This window comes from Kribbella sp. NPDC058245, from assembly GCF_042882005.1.
Classification (GTDB): domain Bacteria; phylum Actinomycetota; class Actinomycetes; order Propionibacteriales; family Kribbellaceae; genus Kribbella.
Genome location: NZ_JBHVWY010000022.1, coordinates 111,105 through 124,560 on the forward strand (window position 1 = coordinate 111,105; position 13,456 = coordinate 124,560).

Below are 13,456 nucleotides of genomic sequence, written 5' to 3' on the forward strand. Positions count from 1 at the left end.
GGGGGGGGTGGGGGGGAGGGGGGAGGGGGGGGGGGGGGTGGGGGGTCGGGGGGTGGTTGGGGGGTGGACGTGTCGGGCACCCCCCCCCCCCCCCCCCACTGCTGTCTCGGACGGTGATGTCCAGACGCCCGTCACCGGTCACGTCCTGCAGCAGCATCGCCTGAGCAAGTCCCCAGCCGCTCCCTGCGCCGATCTGAGCGCCCGTGGCGGTCACATGCACGGTGAGGTTCCCTGAGCCGTCCCGGGCCACCAGATCGGCGCGTCCGTCCCCGGGTCACGTTGCCCACGAGCAGTGCGGTAGCCGAGTCGCAGTTCACCCCCACACTGAACGGTCCGGGGCTCAGGCGTGCTGATAACCGACGCGGTGGCCGGCTTCTAGGCCCAATACGTCTCGGCCTGCGCGAGAGCACCGTCGTACCCGAGGACTTCGACATACCGAAGGTCGCTGCAACCAGTTAGACCACAACGAAAAACGCCCCCAGCCGGAGCTGGGGGCGTTCTCTGCGCTAGTGCGCCAATGACGGGTCAGTACCGGTCGGGCGTGACCTCGCGGAAGGACTCGGTCTCGCTCAGCTCGTGCACGTCGTCCTCGTGACCGTGCGAGTGCGCGTCCTCGACCTCCGCGGTGGTCGGCTTCTGCACCGCGTCCGCGTAGTAGAAGGTGCTCAGCTTGGCGCGGACCTTGTTCAGCGCCCGGCGCGGTGCGCGGACCCCGTTGTCGTCGGTCTCCGGGCCCACCTCGTACGGAACGAGCCGGTCGTGCGCGGTGAGCGCGTAGGCCTCGTGCTCCGAGATTGGCGTGTGCCGCTCGGAGTAGGCGCCGTCGGGGGAGCGGACGATGATGCCCGACTCCAGCCCGTGCAGCAGCCGCTCCTGGTCGGCCCGCTGGAGCGAGATCGCGATCCGCCGGGTCGCCCAGAAGGCGAAGACCGGACCGAGGAACACCGCGAACCGCAGGAACCAGGTCACCTCGTTCAGCGAGAGGCCGAAGTGCGTCGCCACCAGGTCGTTACCGCCACCGATCCACAGCAGGCCGTAGAAGGTGATGAACGCGGCGCCGATACCGGTGCGGGTCGGCACGTTGCGCGGCCGGTCCAGCAGGTGGTGCTCCCGCTTGTCGCCGGTGATCCAGCCCTCGATGAACGGATACAGCGCCACCAGCGTCACGAAGGCCGGTGGGATGATCAGCGCCGGTATCAGCAGGTTCCAGCTGAGCGTCACGCCCCAGAAATGACTCTCGAAGCCTGGCATCAGGCGCACGGAGCCCTCCAGCCAGCCCATGTACCAGTCAGGCTGGGAGCCTGCCGTGACCTCCGCCGGGTTGTACGGCCCGTAGAGCCACACCGGGTTGATCTGCAGCAGTGCGCCCATCAGCGCGGTGACGCCGAAGACGACGAAGAAGAAGCCGCCGGCCTTGGCCATGTAGACCGGCATCAGCGGGTAGCCGACGACGTTCTTCTCGGTCCGGCCGGGACCCGCGAACTGGGTGTGCTTGTGGTACACGACCAGGAACAGGTGGGCCGTGACGAGAGCCAGGATCAGCCCCGGGATCAGCAGCACGTGGACGGTGAAGAACCGGGACACGAAGTCGTCACCCGGGAACTCGCCGCCGAAGATGAAGAACGTCAGGTACGTACCGATGATCGGGGACGCCTGCATCATTCCCTGGGTGATCCGCAGACCGGTACCGGAGAGCAGGTCGTCGGGCAGGCCGTAGCCGATGAAGCCCTCGATGATGCCGAGGAACAGCATCCCGAAGCCGATCACCCAGTTCAGCTCCCGCGGCTTGCGGAACGCGCCGGTGAAGAAGATCCGGAGCAGGTGCACCATCATCGCGGCGATGAACAGCACGGCCGCCCAGTGGTGGATCTGCCGCATCAGCAGACCGCCGCGGACGTCGAACGAGATGTCCAGCGTCGAGGCGTACGCCTCGGACATGTGCAGGCCCTTGAGCAGGCTGTACGAGCCCTGGTACTCGACCTCGGCCATCGACGGCCTGAACCACAGCGTCAGGAAGATGCCGGTCAGGATCAGGATGATGAAGCTGTACAGCGCGATCTCGCCGAGCATGAAGGACCAGTGGTCCGGGAAGACCTTGCGCAGGTTCTTCCGGCCGAGCTTGCCGATCCCGAGCCGGTCGTCGACCCACTTGACCGGCGGCGGGAACTCCGCCGTGGCGGCCGGCTTTTCCTTGGTGTCAGACACGGTTGTCACCCTCGTTCCCAGAAGCTCGGGCCGACCGGCTCGTTGAACGCGCTCTGCGCGATCAGGTAGCCCTCGGCGTCCACTGCCAACGGTAGCTGCGGCAGCGGCCGGGCGGCAGGCCCGAAGACCACCTTGGCGCCGTCGGCCAGGTCGAACGTGGACTGGTGGCACGGGCAGAGCACGTGGTGCGTGGTCTGCTCGTACAGCGAGATCGGGCAACCCACGTGGGTGCAGATCTTGGAGTAGCACAGGATGCCGTCGATACCCCAGTTCTCCCGGCCGGCCGGGGTCCGGATCTCGCTCGGCTTGATCCGGACCACGATCACCGCGGCCTTGGCCTTGGCGTTCTGGTACTCGACGGCGCTCTCCTCCTGCAACGGGGAGAGGTTCGCGGGCTGGGCGTTGACCAGCTGGCCGACGATCAGGTCGGACGGCTTGATCGGGCGGTCGGTGACGTCGTTGACGACCCGGATGCCCTTGGCCCAGATGGTGTTGTAGAGGCTGCGGCCCGGCAGCGGGCCGAGGTCACGCAGCAGGACGACTGCCGGCAGGCCGAGCAGGCCCATCGCGCCGAGCAGCGAGCGGCGGATCAGCTTGCGCCGGGAGAACCCGGACTCGGCCGCGCCCTCGGAGAAGCCGGCCATGATGTCGGCCTTCTGCTCCGGGGTCGAGTTGGCGTCGTGCCGGAGCTCGATGATCTCGGTGTCGACCATCAGCTGCTTGGCCCACTGGATCGCCCCGGCGCCGATCAGGAACAGCGCCAGGCCCAGGCACAGGCCGATGACCATGTTGTTCGCGTTACCGGACAGCGGGCCGAACACGAGGGTCGCGTCGCGCGGGATGGCGAAGTACGCGACGCACGAGCCGAGGGCCAGCAGGCCGGCCAGCGTGAACATGGTCGCGACCTGGCGCTCCGCGCGGTCCGCGGCCTTCGGGTCGAGGTCGGTGATCCGGTACTCGTGCGGCTCCAGACCCGGATCCGCGATCGGCTCGGCCACCTCGACCGCGCCGTGGTGCTCGTCGGCTGCCTTCACCGGCAGGTTCTTGTCACTCATTCGGCCTTCGCTCCCTCGGCCTTGGCTCCGTGTGCGCCGGCGCCCTTGACCTTGACTCCCTTGGCGCCGATCCAGACGGCGACCACGACCAGCAGGCCGATTCCGACCAGCCAGCCCCACAGGCCCTCCGAGACCGGGCCGAGCCGGCCGAGGCCGAAGCCACCCGGGTCCTTCTGCTCCTGCAGCGCGTGCAGGTAGGCGATGATGTCGCGCTTGTCCTCAGGCTGCATGACCTGGTCGGAGAAGACCGGCATCTGCTGCGGACCGGTGAGCATCGCCTCGTAGATGTGCTTGGGGTCGACGTTCATCAGCGACGGCGCGTACTTGCCCTTCGGCAGCGCCCCACCGCGGCCGGCGAAGTTGTGGCACGCCGTGCAGTTGGTCCGGAAGAGCTCGCCACCGCGGGTGACCTGCTCGTCGGTCGCCTTGCTGATGTCGTACGAGTCCTGCGCGGGGACCGCCGGGCCGGGCGCGAGCGAGGCGACGTACGCGGCCAGGGCCTCGATCTCCTCCGGTGTGTAGGCGGGCGTCTTGCGCGGGATCTGGGCGCCCGGCTGCATCGCGGGCATCCGGCCGGTGCCGACCTGGAAGTCGACGGCGGCCGCGCCGACCCCGATCAGCGAGGGGCCGGCCATCTTGCCCTCACCGTTGCCGCTGCCCTCGGCGTTCAGGCCGTGGCAGCTGGAACAGCCGACCGCGAAGAGCTTCTTGCCCTCTTCGATCTGCTGGGTCTTGGCCGAGTTGTCGGCCACCGCGCTGCCAGGGGCAAACGCGGCGTACGCCGAGCCCACTGCCAGGAGGCCGAACAGGAGCACGACGAGGCCGGCGGACCGGTGCCGTCGTCGCGCGGAGAGAAAGCGCGCCGGTGACAAGGAGGTTCTCTTCTCACTCATTTGAGCAGGTAGATGGTCGCGAACAGGGCGATCCAGACCACATCGACGAAGTGCCAGTAGTACGACACGACGATCGCCGAGACGGCCTGTTCGTGGGTGAACTTGCGGGCCATGTAGGTCCTGGCCAGGACGAACACGAAGGCGATCAGGCCGCCGGTCACGTGCAGGCCGTGGAAGCCGGTGGTCAGGTAGAACACCGACCCGTACGGCGAGGACGAGATCGTGATGCCCTCGTGGATCAGCGTGGCGTACTCGGTGACCTGGCCGGCGACGAAGACCGCGCCCATCAGGTACGTGAGGATGAACCACTCACGCATACCCCACTTGAGGAAGTTCACCGCCGATCCGACCCGCCCGACCCGCCCGTGCTCGGCCGCGAACACGCCGAACTGGCAGGTCACGGAGGAGAGCACCAGGACAAGGGTGTTGGTGAGCGCGAACGGGACGTTCAGCATCTCCGTCGACGCGTCCCAGAGCGTTTGCACGCCCGGGGCAGCGGCGGCGGTCGTCACCGACCGGATCGTGAAGTACGCCGCGAACAGGGCGGCGAAGAACATCAGTTCGCTCGCGAGCCAGACGATCGTGCCGACACTGACCATGCTGGGACGGTCGTGGTGTCCGTGTTCTCGAGACGCTGGGAGCGCAGTTGCAGTGGCCACGCCGTCATTATGTCGGTCCCCGGACGAAGCGCCACGACCACCCCCATGCATGTCGCACTACTGTTGAACGGTGCTTCCCCTTCACGCTGGGCCCGGTGACCAGATCGCGCCGTTCACCCCGCTCCGGTTGCTGACCGCCTGGACCTTCGAACCGGTGTTACTCGCCGTGATCGTTGCCGTCGGCGCGCTCTACCTGTACGGCGTCCGCAAGCTCCACAAACGTGGTGACAAATGGCCGCCGGGGCGGACCGTCGCCTTCGTCGGACTCGGTCTGGGCAGCGCGGTGATCGCCACCCAATCCGCTCTGGGCACCTACGACACGGTGCTTCTGAGCGTGCACATGGCCCAGCACATGATCCTGTCGATGCTGACGCCGCTGATGCTGGCGCTCGGCGCGCCGGTCACGCTGGCGCTGCGGACGCTGCCCAAGCGGCCCCGGAAATGGTTGCTCTCCGTATTGCATTCGCGGGTCGCGAAGGTCCTCTGTTTCCCGCTGATCGGCTTCACGCTGTTCGTCCTGAGCCCCTGGGTGCTCTATTTCAGCGGCATCTACGACGCGACACTGCGCTCGACCGGGCTGCACGACCTGCTGCATTTCCACTTCGTCCTGGTCGGATCGCTGTTCTTCTGGCCGCTGCTGGGTCTCGATCCGGTACCGGGGCGGGTGATCTACCCGTTCCGGTTGATCATGACGTTCCTCACGTTGCCGTTCCACGCGTTCCTGGGGATCACGATCATGTCCGCGAACCGGCTGATCGCCGAGGACTGGTACACGAGCTTCGAACGCTCCTGGCCGCCCTCACCGATCCACGACCAGTACATCGCCGGCGGCCTGTTGTGGGGGTCCGGGGACATCGTCGGCCTGGTCTTCTTCGGCGTCCTGTTCGTCCAGTGGGTGCGCGACTCGCAGCGTGAAGCCCGCCGTGAGGACCGTCGCCTGGACCGGTTGGAGGAGCAGGCGCGCAGAGCCGAGCAGGCACCCCGGTAGCATTCGGTTGTCCAGTCGTCTTTTTCACAGCTTGGGATGAATCGATGAGCTCAGAGCGTCCGCTGAAGGTTCTCGTCTACAGCGACGACCGTACGACGCGGGAGTCCGTCCGGCTGGCGCTGGGCAAGCGCCCGGCCGCTGATCTGCCCGCGCTCGAGTACGTCGAGTGTGCGACCGAGCCGGCCGTGATCAAGGCCATGGACAAGGGCGGCATCGACCTGGCGATCCTGGACGGCGAAGCCGTGCCGGCCGGTGGCCTGGGGATCGCCCGGCAGCTGAAGGACGAGATCTTCAACTGCCCGCCGATCCTGGTGATCACCGGCCGTCCGCAGGACGCCTGGCTGGCCACCTGGTCGCGCGCCGAGGCCGCGGTCTCGCACCCGATCGACCCGGTCCGGCTCGCCGAGGTGACCGCGGGCCTGCTCCGCGCCGTGGTCGCCAAGCTGCCAGCCAGCACCTGATCCCGGCGATGCCCGCCTACACCTGGCCGCACGTCCTCAACCCGCTGCTGCGGGGCGAGGACCTGGAGGCCACCGCCACCGCGTGGGCGATGGAACAGATCCTGTCCGGGGCCGCGTCCCCGGCCCAGCTCGCCGGCTTCGTGATCGCGCTGCGTGCCAAGGGCGAGACGGTCGTCGAGGTCGAGGGTCTGGTCGCGACCATGCGCGACTTCGCGACCCGGATCACCGTGCCCGGCCGCACCCTGGACGTCGTCGGTACCGGCGGCGACCAGGCGCACACCGTCAACATCAGCACGATGTCCGCGATCGTTGCCGCGGGAGCCGGTGCCAAGGTCGTCAAACACGGCAACCGCGCAGCCTCCTCGGCGTGCGGATCGGCCGACGTACTGGCTGAGCTGGGGATTCCGCTCGACCTCACCGCGGCCCAGGTCGCCGAGGTCGCAGAGCGCGCCGGAATCACCTTCTGCTTCGCCCCGGCATTCCATCCGGCGCTCCGACACGCCGCCGTACCGAGGCGTGAGCTCGGCGTACCGACGACCTTCAACTTCCTCGGGCCGTTGGCGAACCCGGGTGATCCGTCTGCTCAGGCTGTTGGAGTCGGCGATGCCCGCGTCGCCGGGCTGATGGCCGGCGTACTGGCGCGGCGTGGGATCGATGCGCTGGTGTTCCACGGTGACGACGGTCTGGACGAATTGACCACCCGTACGACGTCGCAGGTGTGGAACGTCGGTGGGGGAGAGGTCTCCGGACCGTTCACTCTCGATCCGCGTGATCTCGGAATCGAGCCGGTGGCGGCCGAGGCGCTTCGGGGTGCGGATGCGCCGTACAACGCGAAGGTCGTGCGGTCGCTGCTCGAGGGTGAGGCCGGGGCGGTGCGCGACGTCGTACTGCTGAACGCCGGTGCCGCGCTGGCGGCGTACACACCGGTCGAGGGACCGATCACCGCGCGGATCCGGACCGGGATGGACCTCGCGGCCGAGGCGATCGACTCAGGTGCGGCCAAGGACGTGCTCGACCGCTGGATCGCCGCCTGCGCTGTGGTGCGAGGCTAACGCTGTGGTGCGCGGCTAGCGCTGAGGGCCGACCGCTTTCGGCCGGCCTCAGCGGTTGATCTTGATCTGGCTGACCTTCGTGCGCCAGACCTGGATCCACGTCGGCGTCGAACCGGCGATGTCGCCGATCGACACAGCCGCCGTACCGTCACCGCGGTCAACCACCGCGATCAGCACAGTGGAGAACGTCTCCGTCAGCTTCGGTGCGCTGACCGCGACCCGCGTCGTGATCTCGTGCCCCGGGTGACCGTCCACGGTGATCGCCTTGTGCGTCGTAGCGGAGATCTTCGCGCCCTCGCCGTACAGCCCGATGATCGCGCGCGATCCCGCCTGCGTCGCGGCGCTCTTGAGCCCGGCCGGAGTGCTGGTCACCTTCACCGTCGGCGTCAGTTGCCCGAACGCGACGACGTTGCCCCAGTCGGAGTCGCTGTTGTAATTCTCGTGCACGGTGAGCCAGATCGCAGCCCCGCCGTACAACCCGATCCGGCTGGCGCCGGTCTCACTCCAGGCAGACCCCATGATCGGCATCGAGTCCTTGTTCGCGGCAACAAGCAGCGTCCCGAGCACCTTGCCCTGCGGGGCTGGTGTCGGCGTCGGCTTCACCGAAGGATCAACCGTCCGCAACCCCGGATTCCCCGAAGGCAACGCCGCCGGTGACACCGCATCGGCCCGAGTCCAGATCCACCCGATGCACAAGGCAGTAGCCGTCAAAGCCGCCACCACCAACACCAAAGCCCCAGTGAGCCGAGCCCGCCCATTGGAATCGCCACTCTGCCGCAAAACCACCCCATACCCCTCAGCCTCAGGCACCCCGACCCCCCGACCACCACGCCCACCCTGCCCGCCCACCGGGTCACCCGCAGGCTCCGCCGCCGCAGACAACCCCCGCCCACCATCCCCGTACGGCGGCACTTCCGCCGACTGACCCGGCCCGCCCTGCGCCGGCGGTGTTGCCTGCTGCCCAACTGCCGACCCCGGTCGGGGCTGCGTGCCTTGGGGACCAACGGGCGTAGTACGCGCCAAAGACCCCGGCTCTGCATTCACTGGACCTGCATTCGCAGGCCCCGTCGGAACCCCTCGCTGCACGTTCTGGCTACCTGGCCACACGTTCTGGCTACCTGGCGACGCCGAGCGGGCTCCGGGCACTGGCTGCTGGGGACCCGGGTACGCCGGGCCGGACGGGGCGCTGGGCTGCACGTTCTGCGGACCTGTGGGAGTCGGGTACGGCGCGGGTCCAGGCTGCACGTTCTGCGGACCTGCGGGAGTCGGGTACGGCGCGGGTCCCGGCTGCACATTCTTGGCGCCTGGAGGCATCGAGTGAGGCGGGAGCCCCGTTTGCCCGCTCTGCGGATCGACAGGTGCCGAGCGTGGGCCGGAACCCGGCTGAGCACCCTGCGGACCAGTCGGCGCGTAACCCGGTGGCGCGGCTTGCGGACCGGTGACGGGTGGTCGCACGCCGGGCTGCGGCAGTGCACCCTGCGGACGTGCCGGCCGTACAGGTGTCACGTATCCCGGTTGCGGCGATTGCCCGCCCTGCGGCTGCCCGCTCGCTGGTCCACCGACTACACCAGGCGGAGGCGCGTACCCCGGCTGCCCACCCGACGGCCCCCCACCGGCTGAACTACCCGGCGGCTGACCCACTGAACCGACCGTCGGCTGCGAACCTGCGGAACCGACCATCGGCTGCCCACCTGATGAGCCAACCGGCGGTCGCCCACCGTTCGGTTGCGCACCCACTGGACCAGCCGACGATTGCACGCCAGCCGGATCGACCGCGGGCGGGCCGCTCATCGGACCGCTAGGTGGAGCAGTCGACTGCCCTCCCACCTGCGCTCCCTCGTCAGAACGCGTCAGCGATCCCGCGTTGTGCCCCGGACCGCCACCCGGCTGCGGAGCACGAGCCTGCGACTCCTGGGCCGGACCGGGCCCATACGCCCGTCCCTGCATCGGGTGCTGACCGCCGTACCCACCGGACTGTGGATCAGGTTGCGCACCAGGCTGTGGGGCATACGCCGACTGCTGACCCATCGGCGGAGTCGGGTGCCCGGCAGGCTCGCCGTACTGCTGGCCGATGGGCGGAGTCGGCTGCCCGGCAGGCTCGCCGTACTGGCTGCGACTGGGGGAGCGCGGTGGCGGAGGTGGCGGGGGCGCCGGCGCAGGAGACTGCCCCATCAACACATCGCTCGCTCCGCCAAGCCCGTCCGACCGACCCAAAGCATCCGAGCGACCCGGAGCAACCGGCTCACTCGGCCCGGCTGACTGGTCCGCGCGGTCCGGCGTGCCTGCGTTGCCCAACCCAGCTGCACCGTCCGGCGTATACGGAGCGGTAGGCGTGGTCGCGGCCTCGGGGTCGGTGCGGGCTACGGAGGACAAGTGGGGGAGGCCGTCTGGGACTGGCATGGTGGTTCCGTCTGCGGTGGGAGAGTCGGGGGCGCCCGACGGGGGACGACGAGCGGGGAGTACCGGGGGCGGAGGCGGGGCGCTGTGGCGGCCGGAGCGGCGTGGGGGCGGGGTTTGGTTCTCGTTGTCAGCCAACGTTGATTCCCTTGTAGGCCTGGCTTTCGGCCGCCTTCAGGTCCGGCCGGTTGGTAGGGATATCGCTGATGTACGCGACCGCTGTCCCGTCCCCGAGGTCGAAGACGGCGATGGTCAGGGTGAGGGCCCGCGCCTTCACCTTGGCCGACTTCGCGGTGATCGTCTGCTGGACGTACCAGCCCGACTTGTCCGACCGCTTGACCGCACCGTTGACCCCCGGCTTGCGCGTGATCGGGATGCCGCCGTACAGCGAGGCCGGCACCTCGTCCGCGAGCGCCAGCGCGGTCGCCTTCGGGTCGCCGCCGAATCCGGATTGGTTGCCCAAGGCACCGACGAAGATGTCGGCGTACCAGTTGTTGGTCCCGTCGAACTTCTCCTGCAGTACGACGTACTGCCCGCTCGAGTCGAGCAGCTGCGGTACCAGCCGCTTGCGGTCCGACCACAGCCCGGTACGGCGCGGGAACGAGATCGCCGTCGATGCAATCCGCTCGCCCTCGTGGAGCTTCGGGTTCTTCGACTGGCCGGGCTTGGTGGCGTCGGTCGGCTGGTTCGTGGGTTGGTTCGTCGGCGGCGTCGGGCTGGGGTCAGCCTTGTCGTCGCCCGGTTTCGTGATCAGGAAGATCGCGGCGACGATCAGCATCACCAGCGCGATCCCACCGCCGATCAGCAACGGCAGCTTCGCGCCCGGCCCGCCGCCACCGCCAGCTGGCTTCTTGCTGGCTGGTCCACCACGTCCGGCGTTCTTCTTCGGCTTGCTGCCATCCCGGCCGGGAGCGTCTGGGCCAACACCCGGCCCAGCACCCCACCCGCCAGCCTGCGGCGCGCCGCCCCAAGGCCCGCCCGCGCTCTGCGGCGTGGGTGCAGCACCGGCTCCCCAAGAAGCCTCCTTCTGCTCACCCCAAGGTCCAGCCGCGGTCTGAGTACCAGCCTGGTCCTGCCCCCAACTCGTCTCCTGCTGCTCTCCCCAAGGCCCGCCAGCACCCTGCCCCGCGCCCCAAGCCGCAGCGGCAGTCTTCTGCTCGCCCTCGACGGCAGCACCGCTGCCACTCGCAGCAGCTCCCCAGGGGTTGTTGCTCGGTGCCGCAGTCTCCGCTTGCTCGCCCCACGGAGTACCAGCCGTCTGTACGCCGGATTGCTCCGCGCCCCACGGATTCTGAGCCGCCTGCTGATTGTCCGCAGTGTCGCCCGGCGTCTCCTGAGTACCCCAGGAACTAGAGCCCTGCGCGGCGGCCGGAACCTGCGACGCGTCTGCACCCCAAAGCTGAGTTTTCTCGTCCTGACCGTCGGGAGTCGCACTCCAGCCGGCACCCTGCCCACCGGCCGCAACGCCCCAGTTCTGCTGACTGGGAGCCTGCTGCAGATCCGGATCCACACCCCAGGCCGACTGCCCCCGCGGACCCTCACCCTCACTCGCGCCCTGCTGAACCGGCCCAGCCGCCTGCCCTGCCTGAGCACCCCAAGCAGCCTGCACCTGCGCCGCCTCATCACCCGACGGCAGCGCCTGAGCCTCGCCCCGAGAAGCCTGCGCACCCCAAACCGGTTGTGCTTGCGTGGCCTCGTCACCCGACGTTTGCCCACCCCAGGTCGGCTTCGGCTGCGGAGCCTCGTCACCCGACGTTTGCGCACCCCAGGTCGGCTGCACTTGGGTGGTCTCGTTGTCTGACTGCCCACCCCAGGCCGGTTGCGCCTGCGTGGCTTCGTCACCCGACGCCGTGCCCCACGTCGGCTGTACCTGGGTGGTCTCGCTGTCCGGCTCTCCACCTCCATCCGGTTGAACCGCAGCGGTCTCGTCCGGAGTACCTGACCCACGGGGCTTGCGGGCAGCATTCGGAGCCTCAGTCCAACTCACATCGGACCACCCCTGCTCACCACCACCCTCCGCCGCAGCAGGGTCTCCAGTCGCGGTGCCCCAAGCCTCCGGCGTACCGGGCGTCTCAGCCGGCTCACCGCCGCTCGCCTCCGCACCCCAAGCAGCGGCCGCGGTCTGCGCGCCACCCTCCGGCTCCACGCCCCAACCACCAGCCGAGGCGCCACCGTCCTCGCTGCCCCAACCACCGGCAGCACTAACGCCAGCCTGTACGCCGGTCTCGCCCTCGACACCCCAGTCACCGCTGGCCGCCGCACCCCACGAACCACCCTCGGCCCCGGCCTCCGCCGTACCGGCTTCAACCTCCGGCGCACCACCGTCACTCCAGGAGGTCGCTGTACCGGCCGCAGCCCCAACCTCCGATGCACCACCGTCGGTCCAGGCAGCCGCCGTACCACCGTCAGTCCCGGCCTCAGCCACACCGGCCTCAGGTCCGGCAGTCGCCGTACCACCGTCAGTGGCGGCGTTCGCCGTACCGGCCTCAGGTCCGGCAGTCGCCGTACCACCGTCAGTGGCGGCGTTCGCCGTACCGGCCTCAGGTCCGGCAGCCGCCGTACCACCGTCAGTCGGGGCGTTCGCCGTACCAGCGTCAGTCCCGGCACTCGGCGTACCACCGGCACTCGGCGCATCGTCCGGCGTGGAGGCGAGCCGCAGCGTCCACCCATTAGGGGCGGCCTGCTCGTCACCTTGCGGCGCGACGGCGGTCTGCTCGCCCTCGGGAGTCGCATCGACGTCCGGTACCGGTCGCTGGGTCCAGTGCTCCGGCGGGGCCGGTGCGATCTCCGGTGCGTTCCAGGTAGCCCGGGCCCGCTCGAACGGCGTCAGCCCATCGTCTCCCGGCACCTCACAACCAGCGGCAGCCGTCTCAATCTCCACCGGCCCGACCGCCGTCAGCCGCGGCCCACCCGCGTTCTCCGACTCATCCGGATTGGGCCACCAACCACCCTGCTGCGGCGGCGACGTCGTATCCCACCCCGCCTGCGGACTCGCACCCCAAGCCGTCTCCTGAGACGACGACGCCCCCCAAACAGGCTGAGGCCCCGTCTGCTGCGGTGACACCGGCTCGTCAGACCTCGTCGCACCAACAGCGGGCTCTTGAGACCCCGTCGTACCAAAAGCAGGCTGTACGGCGTCGCCGGCCCCAGCCGCGTCCGGCGCAGCCTCGTCCACCGGTTCAGGCGCTGTGGACTCGCTCGGGACCGCTTCCTTCTCGGTGCGGTTGGTCCACTGCTTCCCGTTCCACCAGCGGATGGTGTCTGGCAGCCCGGTCGGGTCCGGGTACCAGCCTGCGGGAGGGTTGCTCATGCGTTCACCGTAACTTCAGCGCGTGTCAGAAAGTACAGGTTTCCGAGCCTCAGACACCGTCCTCCTGGCCCAGGCTGAACGCCGCCTCCAGGTCATGGGTCGAGTACGCGCGGAACGCGATGTGGGTCTCCGTGCTCAGTACGCCGGGGACGCGGTTCACGTGGTCGGGAATCACCGTGGCCAGTTCGTCGTGGTGCGCGACCCGGATCATCGCGATCAGGTCGAGCCCGCCGGTCACTGAGTAGACCTCGCTGACTCCCTCGATCGCCGCCACCTGCTCGGCGACCTCCGGGATCCGCGCGACATCGGCCTTGATGAACACGATCGCGGTGACCATGTCGTCCTCTCCCTCGAAGCACATCGGACCTGCCGAAGCATAGTGGCGACCACGCCCGGACTCCGCGCCGATCCCGCCGATTTGATGTATTCGAACAGG

The 13,456-nt window shown here is 69.1% G+C and carries 10 protein-coding genes; 3 read left to right on the forward strand and 7 right to left on the reverse strand.

The genetic code is table 11. From position 1 onward, the window contains the following. Positions 1 to 525: 525 nt before the first annotated feature. Genes ACFVWG_RS37665 through ACFVWG_RS37680 form a run of 4 tightly spaced genes read right to left on the reverse strand, consistent with a single transcriptional unit; the run spans position 526 to position 4,812 of the window. Positions 526 to 2,214: a cytochrome bc complex cytochrome b subunit gene (locus ACFVWG_RS37665; RefSeq protein WP_391548285.1), complete on the reverse strand. Its 1,689-nt coding sequence runs from the start codon at positions 2,212 to 2,214 to the stop codon at positions 526 to 528. Then, a complete protein-coding gene (locus ACFVWG_RS37670; protein ID WP_391548286.1) occupies positions 2,211 to 3,260 on the reverse strand; it encodes a Rieske 2Fe-2S domain-containing protein in 1,050 nt (349 codons plus the stop codon). Before ACFVWG_RS37670 ends, ACFVWG_RS37665 begins: the two co-directional genes overlap by 4 nt. After that, on the reverse strand, positions 3,257 to 4,153 hold the full coding sequence (locus tag ACFVWG_RS37675) for a c-type cytochrome (RefSeq protein WP_391548287.1): 897 nt from the start codon (positions 4,151 to 4,153) through the stop codon (positions 3,257 to 3,259). The genes ACFVWG_RS37670 and ACFVWG_RS37675 overlap by 4 nt, the downstream gene beginning before the upstream one ends. After that, complete coding sequence (locus ACFVWG_RS37680) at positions 4,150 to 4,812, reverse strand: heme-copper oxidase subunit III (protein ID WP_391548288.1); 663 nt, start codon at positions 4,810 to 4,812, stop codon at positions 4,150 to 4,152. Before ACFVWG_RS37680 ends, ACFVWG_RS37675 begins: the two co-directional genes overlap by 4 nt. A 70-nt stretch (positions 4,813 to 4,882) precedes the next feature. Here ACFVWG_RS37680 and ACFVWG_RS37685 point away from each other — a divergent pair, with 70 nt between their 5' ends. From ACFVWG_RS37685 to trpD, 3 genes are read left to right on the forward strand one after another with little or no spacing between them, the layout of a single operon-like run. After that, positions 4,883 to 5,800, forward strand: coding sequence for a cytochrome c oxidase assembly protein (locus ACFVWG_RS37685; protein ID WP_391548289.1), 918 nt, complete (start codon positions 4,883 to 4,885; stop codon positions 5,798 to 5,800). A gap of 44 nt (positions 5,801 to 5,844) precedes the next feature. Then, positions 5,845 to 6,261, forward strand: coding sequence for a hypothetical protein (locus tag ACFVWG_RS37690; RefSeq protein WP_391548290.1), 417 nt, complete (start codon positions 5,845 to 5,847; stop codon positions 6,259 to 6,261). An 8-nt stretch (positions 6,262 to 6,269) separates the two neighbouring features. After that, entirely contained in the window at positions 6,270 to 7,313 is a 1,044-nt protein-coding gene (trpD, locus tag ACFVWG_RS37695; RefSeq protein WP_391548291.1) for an anthranilate phosphoribosyltransferase, read from the forward strand. A 48-nt stretch (positions 7,314 to 7,361) separates the two neighbouring features. Here trpD and ACFVWG_RS37700 read toward each other — a convergent pair whose 3' ends face one another. From ACFVWG_RS37700 to ACFVWG_RS37710, 3 genes are all read right to left on the reverse strand, one after another. Then, positions 7,362 to 8,033 (reverse strand): hypothetical protein, encoded by a 672-nt coding sequence (locus tag ACFVWG_RS37700; RefSeq protein WP_391548292.1) that lies wholly within the window; start codon positions 8,031 to 8,033, stop codon positions 7,362 to 7,364. A gap of 1,807 nt (positions 8,034 to 9,840) precedes the next feature. After that, positions 9,841 to 13,020, reverse strand: a complete 3,180-nt coding sequence (locus ACFVWG_RS37705; protein ID WP_391548293.1) for a hypothetical protein — start codon at positions 13,018 to 13,020, stop codon at positions 9,841 to 9,843. A 49-nt stretch (positions 13,021 to 13,069) separates the two neighbouring features. Beyond that, positions 13,070 to 13,357 carry an Lrp/AsnC family transcriptional regulator gene (locus ACFVWG_RS37710; RefSeq protein ID WP_391548310.1) on the reverse strand — a complete coding sequence of 96 codons (288 nt, stop codon included), beginning with the start codon at positions 13,355 to 13,357 and terminating at the stop codon, positions 13,070 to 13,072. Positions 13,358 to 13,456: the final 99 nt, after the last annotated feature.

What these genes read in the sequence shown, in the direction of transcription:
- ACFVWG_RS37670 (WP_391548286.1), bottom strand. Translation starts at nt 3,260, where the DNA reads ATGAGTGACAAGAACCTGCCGGTGAAGGCAGCCGACGAGCACCACGGC.
- ACFVWG_RS37675 (WP_391548287.1), bottom strand. Translation starts at nt 4,153, where the DNA reads ATGAGTGAGAAGAGAACCTCCTTGTCACCGGCGCGCTTTCTCTCCGCG.
- ACFVWG_RS37690 (WP_391548290.1), top strand. Translation starts at nt 5,845, where the DNA reads ATGAGCTCAGAGCGTCCGCTGAAGGTTCTCGTCTACAGCGACGACCGT.
- trpD (WP_391548291.1), top strand. Translation starts at nt 6,270, where the DNA reads ATGCCCGCCTACACCTGGCCGCACGTCCTCAACCCGCTGCTGCGGGGC.
- ACFVWG_RS37705 (WP_391548293.1), bottom strand. Translation starts at nt 13,020, where the DNA reads ATGAGCAACCCTCCCGCAGGCTGGTACCCGGACCCGACCGGGCTGCCA.
- ACFVWG_RS37710 (WP_391548310.1), bottom strand. Translation starts at nt 13,357, where the DNA reads ATGGTCACCGCGATCGTGTTCATCAAGGCCGATGTCGCGCGGATCCCG.